Source organism: Mesorhizobium intechi (assembly GCF_002879535.1).
Taxonomy (GTDB): Bacteria; Pseudomonadota; Alphaproteobacteria; order Rhizobiales; family Rhizobiaceae; genus Mesorhizobium; species Mesorhizobium intechi.
In genome coordinates this window covers 1-17,705 of the sequence record NZ_PNOT02000300.1, presented here as the reverse complement: position 1 = coordinate 17,705, position 17,705 = coordinate 1, and the positions used below count along the sequence as shown (strand labels likewise).

General features: G+C 64.0%; 16 protein-coding genes. 6 read left to right on the top strand and 10 right to left on the bottom strand.

Annotated features, from left to right (window positions below; genetic code table 11):
• The coding region (locus C1D09_RS25790; RefSeq protein ID WP_143976896.1) for an EF-hand domain-containing protein at positions 1-355 on the top strand (355 nt) is incomplete at its 5' end.
• A 45-nt stretch (positions 356-400) separates the two neighbouring features.
• On the opposite strand, the gene C1D09_RS25785 is transcribed toward C1D09_RS25790, so the two are convergent.
• Entirely contained in the window at positions 401-2,722 is a 2,322-nt protein-coding gene (locus tag C1D09_RS25785; RefSeq protein ID WP_143976895.1) for a PAS domain-containing sensor histidine kinase, read from the bottom strand.
• Positions 2,723-2,910: 188 nt separating this feature from the next.
• Positions 2,911-5,553, bottom strand: coding sequence for an aminopeptidase N (gene pepN / locus C1D09_RS25780; protein WP_143976894.1), 2,643 nt, complete (start codon positions 5,551-5,553; stop codon positions 2,911-2,913).
• Positions 5,554-5,705: 152 nt separating this feature from the next.
• On the opposite strand from pepN, the gene C1D09_RS25775 reads away from it, so the two are divergent.
• Complete coding sequence (locus C1D09_RS25775) at positions 5,706-8,012, top strand: xanthine dehydrogenase family protein molybdopterin-binding subunit (RefSeq protein ID WP_143976893.1); 2,307 nt, start codon at positions 5,706-5,708, stop codon at positions 8,010-8,012.
• On the top strand, positions 8,009-8,968 hold the full coding sequence (locus C1D09_RS25770; RefSeq protein WP_143976892.1) for a DMT family transporter: 960 nt from the start codon (positions 8,009-8,011) through the stop codon (positions 8,966-8,968). The genes C1D09_RS25775 and C1D09_RS25770 overlap by 4 nt, the downstream gene beginning before the upstream one ends.
• Here C1D09_RS25770 and C1D09_RS25765 read toward each other — a convergent pair whose 3' ends face one another.
• From C1D09_RS25765 to C1D09_RS25755, 3 genes are read right to left on the bottom strand one after another with little or no spacing between them, the layout of a single operon-like run.
• Complete coding sequence (locus tag C1D09_RS25765) at positions 8,969-9,781, bottom strand: helix-turn-helix domain-containing protein (RefSeq protein WP_143976891.1); 813 nt, start codon at positions 9,779-9,781, stop codon at positions 8,969-8,971. It lies immediately after the preceding gene.
• A 57-nt stretch (positions 9,782-9,838) separates the two neighbouring features.
• A complete protein-coding gene (locus C1D09_RS25760; RefSeq protein ID WP_167514752.1) occupies positions 9,839-10,714 on the bottom strand; it encodes a uracil-DNA glycosylase in 876 nt (291 codons plus the stop codon).
• A 51-nt stretch (positions 10,715-10,765) separates the two neighbouring features.
• Complete coding sequence (locus tag C1D09_RS25755; protein WP_143976890.1) at positions 10,766-11,410, bottom strand: hypothetical protein; 645 nt, start codon at positions 11,408-11,410, stop codon at positions 10,766-10,768.
• Positions 11,411-11,420: 10 nt separating this feature from the next.
• On the opposite strand from C1D09_RS25755, the gene C1D09_RS33305 reads away from it, so the two are divergent.
• The 3 genes from C1D09_RS33305 (at position 11,421) to C1D09_RS25745 (ending at position 14,040) form a co-directional block, all read left to right on the top strand.
• Entirely contained in the window at positions 11,421-11,567 is a 147-nt protein-coding gene (locus tag C1D09_RS33305) for a hypothetical protein (protein WP_167514751.1), read from the top strand.
• A gap of 63 nt (positions 11,568-11,630) precedes the next feature.
• Entirely contained in the window at positions 11,631-13,310 is a 1,680-nt protein-coding gene (locus C1D09_RS25750) for an electron transfer flavoprotein-ubiquinone oxidoreductase (RefSeq protein ID WP_143976889.1), read from the top strand.
• A gap of 133 nt (positions 13,311-13,443) precedes the next feature.
• Positions 13,444-14,040 (top strand): DUF922 domain-containing Zn-dependent protease, encoded by a 597-nt coding sequence (locus C1D09_RS25745; RefSeq protein WP_143976888.1) that lies wholly within the window; start codon positions 13,444-13,446, stop codon positions 14,038-14,040.
• Between the two features lie 110 nt (positions 14,041-14,150).
• On the opposite strand, the gene C1D09_RS25740 is transcribed toward C1D09_RS25745, so the two are convergent.
• The 5 genes from C1D09_RS25740 to C1D09_RS25725 all read right to left on the bottom strand — a co-directional run.
• Positions 14,151-15,161, bottom strand: coding sequence for an endonuclease/exonuclease/phosphatase family protein (locus tag C1D09_RS25740; protein WP_246135877.1), 1,011 nt, complete (start codon positions 15,159-15,161; stop codon positions 14,151-14,153).
• Positions 15,162-15,293: 132 nt separating this feature from the next.
• Entirely contained in the window at positions 15,294-16,757 is a 1,464-nt protein-coding gene (locus C1D09_RS25735) for an AMP nucleosidase (protein ID WP_246135876.1), read from the bottom strand.
• Positions 16,758-16,873: 116 nt separating this feature from the next.
• A complete protein-coding gene (locus tag C1D09_RS25730) occupies positions 16,874-17,068 on the bottom strand; it encodes a hypothetical protein (RefSeq protein WP_143976885.1) in 195 nt (64 codons plus the stop codon).
• A 41-nt stretch (positions 17,069-17,109) separates the two neighbouring features.
• Positions 17,110-17,265, bottom strand: coding sequence for a hypothetical protein (locus C1D09_RS33300; protein ID WP_167514750.1), 156 nt, complete (start codon positions 17,263-17,265; stop codon positions 17,110-17,112).
• A gap of 223 nt (positions 17,266-17,488) precedes the next feature.
• Positions 17,489-17,705: DUF2147 domain-containing protein (locus C1D09_RS25725; protein ID WP_143976884.1), on the bottom strand; the 217-nt coding region annotated here is incomplete at its 5' end.

Genomic DNA, 17,705 nt, shown 5'->3' with positions numbered 1-17,705 from the left:
CCTCGACAAGGCGATGACCGCGTCAGACGGCACCATCACCTTCGACCAGTTTTCCGACGCCATGAACCCGCGGCTGAAGAAGCTCGTTGCCGACAATGGCGGCAAGCTGACCGTCGCCCAACTCGCCGACGCACTGGAGAAGGCGCGCTTCGAGCGGATGGCCAGGCGCATCATCGCCCGCTACGACACCAAGGGCGACGGCACGCTAAGAGCCGATGACATCACCGGTCGTGAGAAGAAGGTGTTCGCCATGCTCGACAGGAACAATGACGGCAAGATCGAGAAGAGCGAACTGCCGAAGGGCCATCGCTTTGGCCATCACCGCCAATCGGATGATGACGACAGCGTCCAATAAGATTGTTTGATCCAGGCTCCGGCGATATCGCCCGGAGCCTGCCGCTCAAGCGGCGGCCTTGACCGCCGGCGGCGCCCTCTTCACCGGAATGCGCACCGACACGATCGTGCCGACACCTTCGGTCGAACGGATCTTCAGCGCGCCGCCTTGGAGCTCGGCCAGAGAGCGTGAGATGGCAAGGCCGAGGCCTGATCCGGCATGGTTCTTGGAGAACTGGTTCTGCACCTGTTCGAAGGGCCGGCCGAGCTTGCCGAGCGCCTCCTTCGGGATGCCGCAGCCATTGTCCTCGATGGTCAGCACCAGTGCGCCGGACGTGTTGCGGGCTCTGACCGATATATGGCCGCCCTGGCCGGTAAACTTCACCGCATTGGACAGGAGGTTGATGACGATCTGCTTGATGGCGCGGCGATCGGCGAACAAACTCAGCGCGTCGGCGATACGGGTTTCCACGGTGATCGCTTTTTGCGCGGCCTGCAGCGAGACGACGCGCACCGTCTCGCTGATCAGCGGACCCAGGTCGATCTGCTCCCGGTCCAGCGAGAACTGGCCGGCCTCTATCTTGGACATGTCGAGAATATCGTTGATGACGCCGAGCAGGTATTTGCCGCTGCTGTTGATATCGGTGGCGTACTCCTCGTAGCGCGACGATCCCAGCGGGCCGAAGAGCCCCTGTTCCATGAGCTCGGAGAAGCCGATGATGGCGTTCAGCGGCGTGCGCAACTCGTGCGACATGTTGGCCAGGAATTCGGACTTGGCCCGGTTCGCCGCCTCGGCGCGCTCGGTTTCCTTCATGTATTTGCGATTGAGATCGACCAGTTCGCGTGACCGTTCCTCTTCGGCCCGCCGCGCGAGGCTGAGATCGTGGATCGTCGCCATCAGCCGCCGCTCGCTGTCGACCAGCTTCTCCTGATGCAGCTTGATCTGGGTGATGTCGGAGCCGACCGAGACGATGCCACCATCCCTGGTCTTGAGTTCATTGACCTGCAACCAGCGGCCGTCGGACAGCTGCCGCTCGAAAGTCGCGCCACCTTGCGGACCATTGGTGTTGGCAAGCCGGCGTTCGGACGCGAAGGCCAGCATCCGCCCTTCCAGCGACGCGCGTGTCATGCCCGGCATCACGTCGCGATCCGACAGCCCGTTGTCCTGCTGGTATTTTGAGTTGCACATGATCAGCCGCTGCGCCGAATCCCACAGCACGAAGGATTCGTTGATGTTCTCGATTGCCGTCCTGAGGCGAAGGTCGGCTGCCTCCGACCGCAGCGCCAGATGGCGCTGCTCGGTGACGTCGACGGCGATGCCGATCAGCTGGATTTCCGGCGCCTCCGGATCCATGACCTGCGCGCGAGCACGCATCCATACCCATTGGCCGTCGGCATGCCGCATCCGGAACACCTGGTCGATGTGGTCGATTTCGCGGGCGACAATTCTGTTGGCGAGCTCGAACAGGTCGCCGTCTTCGGGATGGATGATCTCGTCGACCTCGCCGAAGGACAGCATCGTATCGCAGGGCTCGTAGCCCAGCATGTCGTACATGGAACGCGACCAGAACATCTTGCCGCGCACCATGTCCCAGTCCCACAGACCGCAGCGGCCCCGCACCAGCGCCATGTCGATGCGCTGATGGGCTTCGAGGTAGATGCGGTCGGCGGCCTGGGCGCGCGCCGCCTGTCCGAAATAGGCGTAGAGGATGATGATCAGCACGCCGGCCGTCAGCACGAACAGGGTGACGTTGAGCGAGACGGTCTTGCGCCACGTGTCGAAGACCGCCTCTTGCGGCACCAGCGCCGCTGCCGCTCCCTTCCGATCCTTGGCCACGCTGACCGCGGCATACCAGTCCCGGCCGCCGATATTGACCTCCATGACGCCGGCGCGGTCGCCGAACATGAACAGCGGCTGGCCGCCCTGGACGAGGCCGTCGAGCGAATGGCCTTGCCAAGGCATCGAGCGCGGCGTCACCGCGGTGATCCTGAAGGCGCTGTCGGTGATGACGAGCACATGGCTGCGGCCCATCGCGCCCTGGCGGCTGGTGGTCTCCAGCAGGTCCTGGACAGCGCCGGGTACGGTATCCGATGTGGTGGCCAGCGAACTGGCCAGCTGACCCGCCGCCAGCGTCAGGATCGCCTTGGCGTCGCGCTCGACATCGTCGCGCTCATTCATCAGCGACAGCACGCGCAGCGCCGCGATGACGAGCAGGAAGATGATGATGAGGGCCGGTATCGACCGGCGCAGCAGTGGTTCGGCGGCCAGAAGCCGCTTGTAGGCCGGTTCGGCAATGAGCCGCGTATTCCCGGCAAGGCCGTCGCCGCGCGCCTCGCGACGCGCAAAAACCATCCCACCGGGCGCGCCCCACGCGTCCGCCTTTGCCATAAATGGCACTCCCCGATTTTGCCTGTGCTGCTTTGTGATCCGGCAAACGCCGCACTTCCGAATCGTCAGTAAAGAATCAAACGTGATTCGCCTTGTCCAGTGGCCCGGCGAAAAAAGATTAAAAATCGACTAAAATAATGCGCTTCTGGAGTGCGGCGGCTATACCTTCTCCCACACGAGGGGCACGCCTAGGCCAGCGTCCGCTCGACAATATCGCGCAGGTCCGCCGATAGGTTTTCGGCATTGGCAATCGAAAGCAGCGCCTCCCTGGCCTTGGCCTGCCGGCCGGGTTCGAGCGAACGCCACGATCGCAGTGCCGTCGCCAGCCTCGCCGCCACTTGCGGATTGCGCTTCTCGACTTCGAGCACCGTTTGCGCGAAGAACCGGTAGCCATCGCCGTCGGCACGATGGAAGCCGGTCTGGTTGGCGCTGGAGAATGTGCCGATCAGCGAACGCACCCGGTTCGGATTGGCCATCGAGAAGGCCGGATGGCGGGTTAGAGCCCGCACCGTCTCCACCGTCTGCGGCCCCGGCACGCTGGCCTGGATCTGGAACCATTTGTCCATGACCAGCGGGTCGGACGAATAGGTTTTTTCGAAAGCCGCCAGCGCCTTGTTTGCCTCCGGCGAAGCATGGTGGCGATGCGCGAGCACGGCGAGGGCGGCCGCGCGGTCGGTCATATTGGTCGCGGACTGGAAATGCTTGGCCGCCAACGCCGCTCCGCCTGGCAGCAGCGAGAGATAGTCCAGCAAAGTGTTGCGCAGGGCGCGTCGTCCTGCGCTGGCCGCGTCGGGGCTGAAGGCGGCCTCGTTGGCAAGCCTGTGGTAGAGGCCGGAAAAGGCCTCGGCATTGGCCGTGGCGATCGCCAGCGCAAGGGCCTGCCGGCCCGCGTGGATGGCGTCAGGGTCGATATTCTTGCCGATCTCGCGGGCGATGTCGGCATCGCCCGGCAGTGACAGCGCCAAGGCCCGGTAGGCGGGCTCCAGCGTCTCATCGCCGGCAATGCTGCCGGCGAGCTCGGTCAGACGCGTCGCGAAGACGGGCTGCTTGCCGCCAAGGAACTCCCGGAAGGCAGCGATCAGCGCATCGGTGAGCAGCGTGTTGAAGGCTTGCCAACGCGAGAAGGCATCGCTGTCATGGCGGGCAAGGAAGAACTGGTCGTCGGCCCTCTGCTCGACCGATAACGTCACCGGCGCCGAAAAGCCTCGGTTGAGCGACACTGCCGGACGTTCGGTAACACCCGAGAAGCGCACCATGTGGCGGCGCTTGCGGAGATGGATGACGCCGTTCTCGACGCTGGCGCCCTCGACGCTGCTAAACGCGACAGGCTTGCCGCCGGCGCCGATCAGCCCGAAGGCGAGCGGAATATGCATCAGCCGCTTGCGGCTTTCGGAAGGCGTCGGCGGCACCGACTGCTCGATTTCGAGCGTGAATTCCTGCGCGGCCGCATTGTGCGTCGAACTGACCGTCAGATTGGGCGTGCCCGCCTGATGATACCAGAGCGCGAACTGCGACAGGTCGCGGCCGGAGGCATCCTCGAACACCTTGATAAAATCCTCGATGGTCGCCGCTTCGCCGTCATGCCGCTCGAAATACAGGTCCATGCCGCCGCGGAAGGCATCTGCCCCCAGGATGGTGCGGATCATGCGCACCACTTCGGAACCCTTTTCGTAGACCGTCGCCGTGTAGAAATTGTTGATCTCGCGATAGCGGCGCGGCCGCACTGGATGTGCCAGCGGACCCTGGTCCTCGGGAAACTGGTGGGCGCGCAGCGTGCGCACCTCGGCGATGCGCTTGACGGCGCGCGAGCGCTGGTCGGCGGAGAATTCATGGTCGCGGAAGACCGTCAGGCCTTCCTTCAGGCAAAGCTGGAACCAGTCGCGGCAAGTGATTCTGTTGCCTGTCCAATTGTGGAAATACTCATGCGCGATGATCGCCTCGATATTGGCGAAATCGGCGTCCGTCGCCGTCTCCTCGTCGGCCAGCACATATTTGTCGTTGAAGATGTTGAGGCCCTTGTTCTCCATCGCGCCCATGTTGAAGTCGGATACGGCGACGATGTTGAAGACGTCGAGGTCGTATTCGCGGCCAAACGCCTCCTCGTCCCATCGCATCGACCGCTTCAGCGCATCCATCGCGTAGCCGGCCAGCTTCTCCTTGCCGCGCTCGACATAGATGCCGAGTTCGACCTTGCGGCCGGACATTGTGACGAAACTGTCGGCGACCTCGCCGAGATTGCCGGCCACCAGCGCGAACAGGTAGGATGGCTTGGGGAAGGGGTCATGCCAGACGGCATAGTGCCAGCCGTCCCCCATATCGCCCTTGTCTCCCGGATTGCCATTGGACAGGAGCAGCGGCGCCTCTTCGCGCAGCGCCTCGATCCGCACGGTGTAGACGGACAGGATGTCGGGGCGATCGAGGAAATAGGTGATGCGGCGGAAGCCCTCGGCCTCGCATTGGGTGCAATAGACATTGCTCGAGCGATAGAGACCCATCAGGGCTTCGTTGCCCGCCGGGGCCAGTTCGGTCTCGATCAGCAGTTGGAAGCGGCGGGCGGGTGGCTTGAGAATGGTGAGCTGGTCAGGTGTCACCAGCAAGTCCGCCGGTTTTGCCTTCTTGCCGTCGATCTTGACGCGCTTGAGCGTCAGCCCGTCGCCGTCGAGCACCAATGGCGCCGCCGCGGCTACGCCGTCGCGGCGTTGGACCGTCAGTGTCGCGGTGACGACCGTGGCCTCTGGTGAAAGGCGGAAGGTGAGGTTGGTCTGCGGAATGAGATAATCGTTGGGGCGATAGTCTTCAAGCTTGAAGACCTGGCCGGTGTCCGTGCGCATTCCGTTGTTTTTCCTGTCGATTGCGTTGGACGCGGAGTTCCCGCTGGTCCAAGAAATTTGAAGTGCGCGCTCTTTACACGAAATGGTCCCTCGACAAAACTCGGCCGATGCCTATTTCAGGCATTCGTTCTCCACATCCCCGCGAGGCAGCCATGACCGTCGTCACACCGAAATTCGGCATGGGCGCTTCCGTGCCGCGGCGCGAGGATACCGCCTTCATCCAGGGCCAGGGCCGCTACACCGACGATATCAAGCCAGACGGGGTCCTGCACGGCTATGTCTTGCGTTCGCCGATCGCCAAGGCGAGCTTCATCATCGGCTCGACCGAGGCGGCGAAGGCGGCACCTGGCGTCCACCTGGTGCTGACCGGCAAGGATCTCACCCATCTGCGAGATCTCAAGTCGGGCGTCATGCAGGCACAGCCGGACGGCACCAAGGCGCCGACGCGCGACATTCCGATCCTGTGCCGGGACCGCGTCAACTATGTCGGCGATGCGGTTGCCTTTGTCGTGGCCGACAGCCGTGCCTTGGCGCAGGATGCCGCCGAACTGATCGAGGTCGATTATGACGGCGAGGACGCTGCCTGCGGCACTGCGACGGCGCTTGCCGAGGGCACGCCTCTGGTTTGGCCGGAACTCGGCTCCAACCGCGCCTTCACCTATCACATCGGCGACAAGAACAAGACGGACGCGGCTTTCGCTGGGGCCGCTCACGTCACGCGCATCGAATTCGTCAACAATCGGCTGGTCTGCAACTACATGGAGCCGCGCTCCGCGATCGGCGAATGGAATGTCGGGGAAAACCGCTTCGTCCTGACCACCGGGTCGCAGGGCGTGCATTCCATGCAGTACATCCTGGCCAGCGTGTTCAAGATCAAGAAGGAGCAGCTGCGCGTCATCACGCCCGATGTCGGTGGCGGTTTCGGGCCGAAGAGCTTCGTCTACCGCGAATACCCGCTGGTGCTCGAGGCGGCGAAGCGGCTCGGCCGTCCGGTGAAATGGGCCGGCGAACGCACGGAACATTTCCTCACCGACGCCCAAGGCCGCGACAATGCGGTGGCGGCCGAGATGGCGCTCGACAAGGATGGCCGCTTCCTTGGCATGCGGGTCGATCTGCTTGCCAATATCGGCGCCTATGTCTCGCAATATGGCCCTTTCATCCCCTATATCGGCGTCACCATGTCGACCGGCGTCTATGATATCAGGGCGCTCGATGTCTCGGTGACCGGCCTCTATACCAACACTTGCCCGGTCGATGCCTATCGCGGCGCCGGGCGACCCGAGGCTGCGTTCCTGTTGGAAAAACTGGTCGATGCCTGCGCGCATGATCTTGGCCTGCCTGTCGAAGAGATCCGCCGCCGCAATTTCATCCGGCCCGAGCAGTTTCCGTATCGCACGCAGACAGGCCGGCTCTACGACAATGGCGAATTCGAAGGGCATATGGACCGCGCCATCGAAGGGTCGCAGTGGAAGGCGTTTCCGGAGCGGCTGGAACAGTCCAGGGCCGGTGGCAAGATCCGCGGCATCGGCATGGCAACCTATATCGAGGCCTGCGCCTTTCCGGGCTCCGAACCGGCCTTTGTCGAGCTCAATGGCGACGGCACGGTGACGCTGAAGATCGGCACCCAGACCAACGGCCAGGGGCATGCCACAGCCTATGCGCAGTTTCTGTCGGAGAAACTCGATCTCGACATCGACAAGATCCATGTCCGCCAGGGCGACACCGACGAATTGAAGGCGGGCGGCGGCACCGGCGGCTCGCGCTCCATTCCGCTGGGAGGTGTATCAGCCTCCCGGGCGGGCGAGGATCTGGCCAACAAGATCAAGCGCATCGCCGCCGACGAGCTTGAGGCCTCGGCTGGCGATATCGAACTGTCCGATGGCGTTGCGCGTATCGTTGGCACCGACCGGAGCATCGATTTCTCGAGCATCGCCAAGGCCGCGAAGAGGCCGGATGACCTCAAGGGGTTCGGCGAATTCGTGCAGGACGAGTGCACCTATCCCAACGGCACCCACATTTGCGAGGTCGAGATCGATCCCGACACCGGCGCGACCGAGATCGTTCGCTACACCATCGTCGACGATTTCGGCGTCACAGTTAATCCGATCCTGCTCGCCGGCCAGGTCCATGGCGGCGTCGTGCAAGGCATCGGCCAGGCGTTGATCGAGAACACCATCCATGGCGAGGATGGGCAGCTCCTGACGGCGAGCTTCATGGACTACGCCATGCCTCGCGCCGACAATTTTCCGTTCTTCCATTTCGAGACCCGCAACGTGCCTTCGACCACCAATGCGCTGGGCATCAAGGGCGCGGGCGAGGCCGGCACGATCGGCTCGACACCGGCGGCGCTCAATGCCGTTACCGATGCGCTGTGGCGCGCCTACGGCATCAGGCATATCGAGATGCCGGCGACGCCGCCGCGCATCTGGGCCGCGATCAGGGGCGCATCGCCGACGTGACATCGGGGGCGGAACCAGGAACGACGGGAGGCCACGGCACGCTAAGGGGCATCGCCCTGAAGATCGTGTCCGTCGCGGTCTTTGTCGGCATGCAAACCTGTATCAAGGCGGCCGGCGACGTGCCGGCCGGGCAGATCGTCTTCTTCCGCTCCTTCTTCGCCATCTTCCCGATCATCGCCTTCCTTGCGGTCAAGGGACAGCTGCCGACGGCATTCGTCACCAAACGCCCTTTCAACCACGTCGCGCGCGGCGTCGTCGGCGTTGGCGCCATGGGGCTGGGCTTCTTCGCGCTCACCAGGCTCCCCCTGCCGGAGGCGATCACCCTGAACTACGCGCAGCCGCTGCTGGTCGTGGTGTTCTCCTCGGTCTTCCTTGGCGAGTCGATCCGCGTCTATCGTTGGAGCGCGGTCGCCGTTGGCCTTGTCGGCGTGCTCATCATTTCCTGGCCAGAGCTGACGCTGCTCAACTCGGATGAAGGGCTCGACGACCAGGAGGTCCTGGGCGTCATGGCCGCGTTGGTGGCCGCGGCGATCTCGGCGGTCGCCATGCTGCTCGTGCGCAATCTCGTGCAGACGGAGAAGACGGCGACCATCGTCCTATGGTTCTCGTCGACCGCCAGCGTGCTCTCGCTGCTGACGCTGCCTTTCGGCTGGCAAGCCCTGACGCCGGCGCAAGCCGCGCTGCTCGTCATGGCCGGCTTCTGCGGCGGCCTCGGCCAGATCCTGATGACCTCGGCCTATCGCCATGCCGAGGCTTCGGTGGTGGCGCCGTTCGAATACACGTCCATGATCCTCGGCGTTGTCGTCGGCTATTTCATTTTCGGCAACGTGACCTCGCTCAACACGCTGATTGGCGGCGCGATCGTGGTGGCCGCGGGCATCTTCATCATCTGGCGCGAGCGGCAACTGGGCCTGGAGCGCGCGCGAACGCGCAAGGTGGCGCTGCCGCAGGGGTGATCAGGACCGGTCCGACCGCTCCTTCGCCAGCCGCACCAGTACCGCGCGTGTCAGCTCGTCTGCGGGGAAGAAGGACTCGATCGCCAGTTCCGACAAGGTCACGTCGAGCGGCGTGCCGAACACGGTGATGGTGCTGATGAACGACAGCACCTGATCGCCATGCGCGAGGCGCAGCGGATGCACGATGGCGTTTGGCTCGACGGGCGTTGGCCTGCTGCCCTTCAGCCCGGAGGGATAGGCGCGCAACTCGCGCTCCAGTTCCACCAGAATCGGATCGCCGCCGGCATCGTTCTGGTGCTTGAGACGCTCAAGCAGGTGCGTGCGCCATTCCGCGAGATTGACGATGCGCGGTGCGATGCCGCCGGGATGCAGGGAAAGGCGAAGCACGTTGACCGGTGGCACCAGCAGCGAAGCCTCGCTGACATCGGCGAGGAAGGGAGCAATCGCGGCATTCGCCGAAACCAGGTTCCAATGCCGGTCCACGGCCAGCGCGGGGAAGGGCTCATGTCCCTTGAGCACGATCTCCACCGCCGCCATCGCCGGTGCCAGCGTCGTGTCGCTGAGCGGCCGTTCGCTGAAGCTCGGCGCAAAGCCGGCAGCGAGCAGCAGCTGGTTGCGCTGCCTCAGCGGGATCGAAAGCTGCTCCGCCAGATGCAGCACCATGTCGCGCGAGGGCGCGGCGCGCCCGCTTTCGACAAAGCTCAGATGCCGCTGCGAGATTTCGGCCTCCATGGCGAGGTCGAGCTGGCTCATGCGGCGGCGCGTGCGCCATTCGCGGATCAAACTGCCGGCGGAGGTTTGGGCTGATGTCATGGCAGGATGGTAGGCTGACAGGGGCGGCATTTCAATTACCTGCGAGGTTATGGCGGCCTACGACAGTGCCCGCAGCTTCGCCTTCACCTCGAGAAAATCCCGCCATGCCAGCTTCTTGTGCGCGGGCGTTCGCAGGAGATAAGCCGGATGCAGCGTCGGCATGGCCGGGATGGCGATGCCGGAGGCCGTGGTGTGGACGCGCCAGTTGCCCCGCAGCCGCAAAATGCCTTCCGAGGTGTTGAGCAAGGTCTTGGCCGACGGGCCGCCGAGATTGACCAGCACCTTGGGGTTGACCAGTTCGATCTGCCGCTCGATGAACGGCCGGCAGATCTCGGTCTCGTGCGGCGTCGGCGTGCGGTTGCCCGGCGGCCGCCACGGGATGACGTTGGCGATGTACACCGACGTGCGGTCGAGCCCGATCGCGGCCAGCATGCGGTCGAGCAGCCGGCCCGAGCGGCCGACGAAGGGCAGCCCTTCAATGTCCTCGTCGCGGCCCGGCGCTTCGCCCACCAGCATCACCGCGGCGTTCGGGTTTCCGTCGGCGAAGACCAGGTTCTTGGCCGTGGCCTTGAGATTGCAGCCGTCGAAGGCGGCCATGCGCTGGCGCAGCTCGTCCAGGGTCGTTGCCGTTGCAGCCAACTGGCGCGCAAGCGCCGCCTGAGCTTCGTCTGGCACCGCGGCGACCGATGAACGCGCCGGAGGCGCATCCGGTACCTTGCTTGCATCCAGTCCGGGCGGGGCCGCTGGCCGCTCCGGCGCCTTCTCTTCGCGAGCTGGCGCCACCGGCGCCGTTGCACGCTCGACAGGTCTCGGCGCCGCCTCGGCGAAGCGATTTACCGGGACGTCTTCCAGCGCCTCATCGACGCCCGCGCTGGCATAGAAGGCCAGGATGTCGGCAATATCGGTCGGGCTGTTGGGGGACGCGGCAGTCATGGCGCGCACATTCGTCCGCATGACTGCAATTTGCAAGACCGGCCGGTTGCCCTATCCGGTCGGGATGCGCGGATCCTGCACCAGATAGAAGGTCCATCGCGGCGTGTAGTCGGTCATCAGGAATTCGAAGCTGACGGTCTTCAGCGGGTCGACCTTGCCGTTCTTGAACAGCAGCCGGTCATAAGGCTCGAACTCCCGGTCGAAATCGGCGAAATTGCTCGACCAGATATTGTCCGGCGTCTTGTTGCGTTGGTCGAAGGAAAGCCCGTCTCCAAACACGCTCGGCTGATCCAATATCTCCTGGAGCTCGAACTGGAATTCGATCCAGGCCTGGCCGCTATTGTTGAGCGCATTGATGCGCATATACATGATGCCATTGGCGAACTCGCCCGCCTTGCCGAATGTCTGGATCGGCCTTGTCGTACGGATGGTCAGCGTCACCGGTGTTGCCGAATTCAGCTCTTCGGTGATGACCAGCGGATCGTCCTTGGTTCCGATGCCGGAGGCTCCGGTGATGCGGAAGCCGCCGAGCTCGTCGGAGAAGGAGTAGGCGCCTGTCGCCCAGACCTTCACTTCGTCCGCGGCGGAGTAATCCGGTGCCGCCATCAGCAAGGTCAGAAGAATCGCCCGGCAGGCCCGGCCGGTCGGGAAAAGAAAGCGCGTCGAAGAAAAGCCCGCTGGCCCAGGAATGCGCATGGCGGGAAGTATGGCCGATAAGCAAGCCGCCGAACAATTAAAAAACGCAGGCATTGCCGGTCTTACCGCGCGCAAATGGCTGCCCTGCCGCAAGATGCGCGACTTTTTGGCCAAAACCGCATTGTCACGTCTGCGCCGGTTTCCTGTCGCCAATTGATGCGCTATGCAGCGCGGGAGCCAGCAAGATACGCAACAGCGGCAAGCCAGTGCGGAGAGGTTGATGAGCGATATCGAACGCGAAAGCATGGAATTCGACGTGGTCATCGTCGGCGCCGGTCCGGCCGGCCTTGCCGCGGCGATCCGCCTCAAACAGGTCAATCCCGAGCTTTCCGTCGTCGTGCTGGAAAAGGGCGGCGAGGTCGGCGCCCATATCCTCTCCGGCGCCGTCGTCGATCCGATCGGCATCGACCGGCTGCTGCCCGGTTGGCGCGAGGAGGACGGTCACCCGTTCAAGACGCCGGTCACGGCGGATCATTTCCTGGTGCTCGGCCCTGCCGGCTCGTTCCGCCTGCCCAACATATTGATGCCGCCGCTGATGAACAATCACGGCAATTACATCGTCTCGCTCGGCAATGTCTGCCGCTGGCTGGCTGGCAAGGCCGAGGCGCTCGGCGTCGAGATCTATCCGGGCTTTGCCGCCGCCGGCCTTCTCTACAATGAGGAAGGCGCCGTCACCGGCGTCGTCACCGGCGACATGGGCGTCGAGAAGGACGGTACCCATGGGCCGGGCTTCGCGCCGGGCATGGCGCTGATGGGCAAATATGTGCTTATCGGCGAAGGCGCGCGCGGCTCGCTCGCCAAGCAGTTGATCGCCAAATACAAACTCTCGGACGGCCGCGAGCCGGGCAAATACGGCATCGGTCTCAAGGAACTCTGGCAGGTCAAGCCGGAGAACCATCGGCCGGGCCTGGTCCAGCATTCCTTCGGCTGGCCGCTCGACATGAAGACCGGCGGCGGCTCCTTCCTATACCATCTCGAGGACAACCAGGTGGCGATCGGCTTCGTCCTCCACCTCAACTACAAGAACCCCTATCTGTCGCCCTTCGAGGAATTCCAGCGTTTCAAGACCCATCCGGCGATCTCGGGCACGTTCGAGGGCGCCAAGCGGATCGGCTATGGCGCGCGCGCCATCACCGAGGGCGGCTGGCAGTCGGTGCCGAAACTGTCCTTCCCAGGCGGCGCGCTGATGGGTTGCGCTGCCGGTTTCGTCAACGTGCCGCGCATCAAGGGCTCGCACAACGCGGTGCTGTCGGGCATGCTGGCGGCCGATCATGTCGCCGAGGCGATCGGCGCCGGCCGTGCCAATGACGAGCTCAGTTCCTACGAGCAAGCCTGGCGCGCGACCGATATCGGCAAGGATTTGAAGAAGGTTCGCAACGTCAAGCCGCTGTGGTCGCGCTTCGGCACCATCGTCGGTGTCGGTCTTGGCGGCCTCGACATGTGGCTGAACACACTGTTCGGAATCTCGCCCTTCGGCACGCTGAAGCACGGCAAGGCCGACTATGCCACGCTCGAGCCCGCCGCCCAGCACAAGAAGATCGCCTATCCGAAGCCCGACGGCATGCTGACGTTCGACCGCCTGTCCTCGGTGTTCCTGTCCAACACCAATCACGAAGAGAACGAACCGGTCCATCTGCTGGTCGGCGACATGGAGCTGCAGAAGCGGTCCGAGCACGATGTCTTCGCCGGGCCTTCGACACGCTATTGCCCGGCCGGCGTCTATGAATGGGTCGACAAGGACGGCAACGCCGCCGCCGATCCGGCGGCGAAGGACGTCCGCTTCGTGATCAACGCGCAGAACTGCGTCCACTGCAAGACTTGCGATATCAAGGATCCGAACCAGAACATCAACTGGATACCGCCGCAAGGCGGCGAGGGGCCGGTCTACCAGGGCATGTGACGTCGCGCGGCCTGCGGTTTCGGCCTCGGCGGCAAAACCGCGGGTGGGCCGGCTGCGAGGGCATGCAGGCCAGCAGACCGTTGAAACGGCCGCCGGTCTATGGTTCCCTTCTCCGGGGATAGGGAGAAGGTCGATGCGCCGCATAGTTCTGACATGCCTCGTCGCCATCGGGGCGCTGTGCGCGCCTCAGGCCTCGGCGGGCACCAGGGCAGTGGTCCAGACGCGGACCTACGACGTCACGGGAGGCTCGGGCGCCGCCCTCGTCGACGCGATGGACAGACGAGGCCCCCGGCACGGCTTCATGACCCATGCCATCGCCACGACCTCCTATACCGTCGACTGGGGCCTCGACGCCGGCCAGGGCAACGGCTTCTGTCGGGTGCGAGGGGTCAATGGCACGCTGAACCTTTCCTACACCTTCCCCCGCCTTGCCTCGCCCGCGGCGCCGGCCCTGAAGAGGCGTTGGAACAGGTTTTTCGCAGGTGTTCGCGCCCATGAGGAAACACATGGGCGCATCGCCAGGGAGATGATGCGCGCTACGGAAAGGTCGATAACCGGCCTGCGAGTCGTCAACGACCCGTCCTGCTACAAGACGCGCCGCGAGGCGCGGCTGCGCATCCAGGCGATCTACGCCGAATATGAGGCCAAACAAAACGCCTTCGATCGGCGCGAACACGGCAATGGCGGCCATGTCGAGCATCTGATCGCTGCCTTGACCGGAACACCTTGAACCAGGGCAATTCCAGGAAAAGTGCAGAACGGTTTTCCCCCGGAATTGCCTTGGAACAAGGACCCCTCGCCATCGCCGGACCTTGCCGCCAACCCGGCTCGATTGGCGTGTCAGCTTTGCGGCTTCACCGACAAGTCGCTCGCCGCGAGCGCGGTGGCGTGGTCGTTCTCAGGCTGCTTGCCGTCCGGCCTTAGCGTGAACTCGACAAGCACCGGCAGATGGTCGGAGCCGGTGTCCTCCAGCCGCTTCGAAGACAGGATCGTCAACCCGCCCTTGCTGAACACCTGGTCGATCGGCAGGCCCGCATAGCGGCGCAGGACGTCGGGCAGTGTCCGGTGGATCCAGGTCGGCCCGGCCGAAGGCATAACGATCAGCCCGCCGAGAGCCGCGACCCGCCGCACGGCCGCACTCCACGGCACGGCGTTGCAATCGCCGGCCATGATCGCGGTCTCGCCCAACCCAGCCAATGTCTGCGCCAGCTCGCCGATCTGCCAGTATTGCTCCTTCGGCCACGGCCAGCTCAAATGGATCGCGGCGACATCGACGTCGATACCGCCGAAGTCGATGGTGGCGGTTGCCATCGCGCCGCGTGGCTCGCAGCGCGGTGTCATGCCGGCCACGAACGGCCGGCGCGACAGCAACGCCACCCCGAACATGCCGTTCGGGTAGGGGCACAGGATACGGTAGGGATAGGCGCTGGCGATGTAACCAAGCTCGGTCGTCCACATCTGCGACACCTCATCGAGAGTGATTACGTCCGGGTTGGTGCGGCCGATCAGGGAGAGCACTTTCTTCGGCGTCGGGTTGTTGAAGCGCAAATTCATCTGAAGCAGGCTGTAGACAGCCCGATCGGCTGGCTTGGCAACCGCCGGCTGTGGCCAGAGCCTAGGCAGGGCGCTTGCCGTCGTGGCCAGGCAGGCGATGGCAAACAGCAGCCCCGCTGCCGCTTGCAGCCGAAACGAGCTGGCAAGCAGCGGCAGTGCCAGAAGCGCCATGAGCACGCTGAAGTGAATGCGGAAATGCGAGAAGGAATCGAAAGCAGGATGCAGCGTGCCGATGAATCCGGCCAACAGCGCGGCCGATAGCGCCGTCATCGCCAGGAATGCCAACCCAGCCGTCATTTTCAAGCGCGCGCCTGTCATCATCGAGGTCGTGTCTGCCGAGTGCCGCCTGACGATCCGTTCCATCTGCTTATCGGCCAGATTGCGGCCCGGGCAAGACGACGAAATGCCTCGCCCAGGCGCAGCGGCCGCTTATTGGAACGCCGTCTCCGAAAAGCTCCTGAGCTTGCGCGAATGGAGCCGCTCCATAGGCATCCCGGCCAGCTTCTCCATCGCCCTGATGCCGATGGTAAGGTGCTGCGCCACCTGGCGCTTGTAGAACTCGGTCGCCATGCCAGGCAGCTTCAACTCGCCATGCAGTGGTTTGTCGGAAACGCACAGCAGCGTGCCATAGGGGACGCGGAAGCGGAAGCCATTGGCGGCGATCGTCGCCGATTCCATGTCGAGCGCGATGGCGCGCGACTGCGAGAGGCGCTGTACCGGTCCACGCTGGTCGCGCAGTTCCCAGTTGCGGTTGTCGATGGTGGCGACCGTGCCGGTGCGCATGATGCGCTTCAGATCGTAGCCGGACAGGCCGGTGACTTCGGCGACCGCTTCCTGCAGGGCAACCTGGATTTCCGCCAGCGGCGGGATAGGCACCCAGACCGGAAGGTCGTCGTCCAGCACGTGATCTTCGCGCACATAGGCATGCGCCAGCACATAGTCGCCGAGCGCCTGGGTGTTGCGCAGCCCGGCGCAGTGGCCAAGCATCACCCAGGCATGCGGCCTCAGCACGGCGATATGATCGGTGATGGTCTTGGCGTTGGACGGGCCGACGCCGATGTTGACCATTGTGATGCCGCCATGGTTCGCCTTTTTCAGGTGATAGGCTGGCATCTGCGGCAGGCGTTGCGGCCCGACGCCTTCGCTGGGCGAACCCTGTCCGGCCCTGGTCACGACATTACCAGGCTCGACGAATTCCGCGTAACCGCCGCCGCCCTTCTCCATCAGATCGCGGGCGCGGGCGACGAATTCGTCGATGTAGAACTGGTAGTTGGTGAACAGCACGAAGTTCTGGAAATGCTGCGGGCTGGTGGCCGTATAATGGGTCATGCGGTGCAGCGAATAGTCGATGCGCTGGGCCGTGAACGGCGCCAGCGGCCTTGGTTCGCCGAAGGCCACTTCGAACGTGCCGTTGGCGATCTGGTCGTCGGTGCCGTCGAGATCCGGCACGTCGAACAGGTCGCGGATCGGCCGCTTGATACGTTCCGCGGCGGCCCCGTCGACGTAAGTTCCCTCCAGGAAGGCAAAATGCAGCGGGATCGGCGTGGTCGATTCCGAAACCATGACCGAGACACCATGGTTGCGCATGATCAGGCGCAACTGTTCGACCAGATAGCTCTCGAACAGGTGCGGCTGGGTGATCGTTGTAGCGAAATGGCCGGGTGTCGGCATATGGCCGTAGGCTTGGCGCGAGTCGACCTGGGTGAACGAAGTCGTGGTGACGCCGATCTCGGGATAGAAGGCGCGGTAGCGCTTGCTGCTGTCGCCGCCGGCGGCCGCGAGTGCCGCGAAGGCGTCGCGCAGGAACTTGGTGTTGCGGTCGTAAAGCAGCTGCAGCGCGGCCACGGCTTTTTCGGCGCTGTCGAAGCTTTGCCGGCCAAAAGGCTCCGGCATGACGACAGATTCGATGGCTTGGGGATAGATTCGCTTTTCCATGGCTCAATATAGAGACTTGGACGAGCGGTTGGGAGGGGGCTCGCGGCCGAAGGCGCTTAAAGCGCGGTTTTTCTTTATCCCCGCTGCAGGCTGACCAGCAGAACGAAACCCACGCCGGACTTCCTCAGGGCCGGCGCCTCGATCGTCGAGCCGGTATCGGTACGCATCATTGGCACCGCCAGGACCGGAGCGGCCAGAAGCACCAGGATGAGTGCCGCCCTCGGCAGGAGCCGAAGTGTCTTGAGAGTGTTGGCGGCGATGCGGTTCATGATCTCTGAGCTTTTCTTTTCGAGGTCCGGGTTTCTTTGTTTCAGTGGCGAAGGTTGGTCGGGCAGGCGAGGCGGCATAGTCTGGTGGCTTCGTCCCAGGAGCGGGGCGAACGGCCCGCTTCGGCGACGAGGATGGCGAAGAACATTCCAAACAGGCTCATCAGCAGGCAGACGATGGTGAAGCGGCGAGCAAGCATTGGGTCGTGTCTCCTTCAACACGCCGGAGAATGCCCCAACGCCCCTGAACCGGCTCTGATGCCGGCGTTCATCTGCCGTTCAAATTGATTGATGGGATCTGGGCGCGCCGTCATCGGCCGGCGCGGCCATCGGCAGCGGGGCGAGGGCCCCAGGGCTTGACATGCCGATGAAACGAAAACGGGGCCCGTCGGGCCCCGTCAGGATGTAGCAAGAATGGGCCGATCAGAGCTTGTGCCAGGTTTGGCTCTTGCAGATCAGTCCGCCAAGCACGCAGCCGCTCATCTTGAGCGCGGTGCCCGACAATGTCGCCTTGCCCGAATAGGTCTTGTCGTTTGCGGGGTCGGTGATGCTGCCGGCATACTTGTTGTCGCCCGCCGCCTTGAGCGAGCCGATCGTCTTCCCGGCATATTTGCCCGATTTGAGCGTGATGGAAAACGAG

Excerpts from the sequence above, each read along its gene's own strand:
- C1D09_RS25785 (WP_143976895.1), bottom strand. The coding sequence starts at position 2,722 with ATGGCAAAGGCGGACGCGTGGGGCGCGCCCGGTGGGATGGTTTTTGCG.
- pepN (WP_143976894.1), bottom strand. The coding sequence starts at position 5,553 with ATGCGCACGGACACCGGCCAGGTCTTCAAGCTTGAAGACTATCGCCCC.
- C1D09_RS25775 (WP_143976893.1), top strand. The coding sequence starts at position 5,706 with ATGACCGTCGTCACACCGAAATTCGGCATGGGCGCTTCCGTGCCGCGG.
- C1D09_RS25765 (WP_143976891.1), bottom strand. The coding sequence starts at position 9,781 with ATGACATCAGCCCAAACCTCCGCCGGCAGTTTGATCCGCGAATGGCGC.
- C1D09_RS25760 (WP_167514752.1), bottom strand. The coding sequence starts at position 10,714 with ATGACTGCCGCGTCCCCCAACAGCCCGACCGATATTGCCGACATCCTG.
- C1D09_RS25755 (WP_143976890.1), bottom strand. The coding sequence starts at position 11,410 with ATGCGCATTCCTGGGCCAGCGGGCTTTTCTTCGACGCGCTTTCTTTTC.
- C1D09_RS33305 (WP_167514751.1), top strand. The coding sequence starts at position 11,421 with ATGGCCGATAAGCAAGCCGCCGAACAATTAAAAAACGCAGGCATTGCC.
- C1D09_RS25750 (WP_143976889.1), top strand. The coding sequence starts at position 11,631 with ATGAGCGATATCGAACGCGAAAGCATGGAATTCGACGTGGTCATCGTC.
- C1D09_RS25745 (WP_143976888.1), top strand. The coding sequence starts at position 13,444 with ATGCGCCGCATAGTTCTGACATGCCTCGTCGCCATCGGGGCGCTGTGC.
- C1D09_RS25740 (WP_246135877.1), bottom strand. The coding sequence starts at position 15,161 with ATGACGGCTGGGTTGGCATTCCTGGCGATGACGGCGCTATCGGCCGCG.
- C1D09_RS25735 (WP_246135876.1), bottom strand. The coding sequence starts at position 16,757 with ATGCCGGAGCCTTTTGGCCGGCAAAGCTTCGACAGCGCCGAAAAAGCC.
- C1D09_RS25730 (WP_143976885.1), bottom strand. The coding sequence starts at position 17,068 with ATGAACCGCATCGCCGCCAACACTCTCAAGACACTTCGGCTCCTGCCG.
- C1D09_RS33300 (WP_167514750.1), bottom strand. The coding sequence starts at position 17,265 with ATGCTTGCTCGCCGCTTCACCATCGTCTGCCTGCTGATGAGCCTGTTT.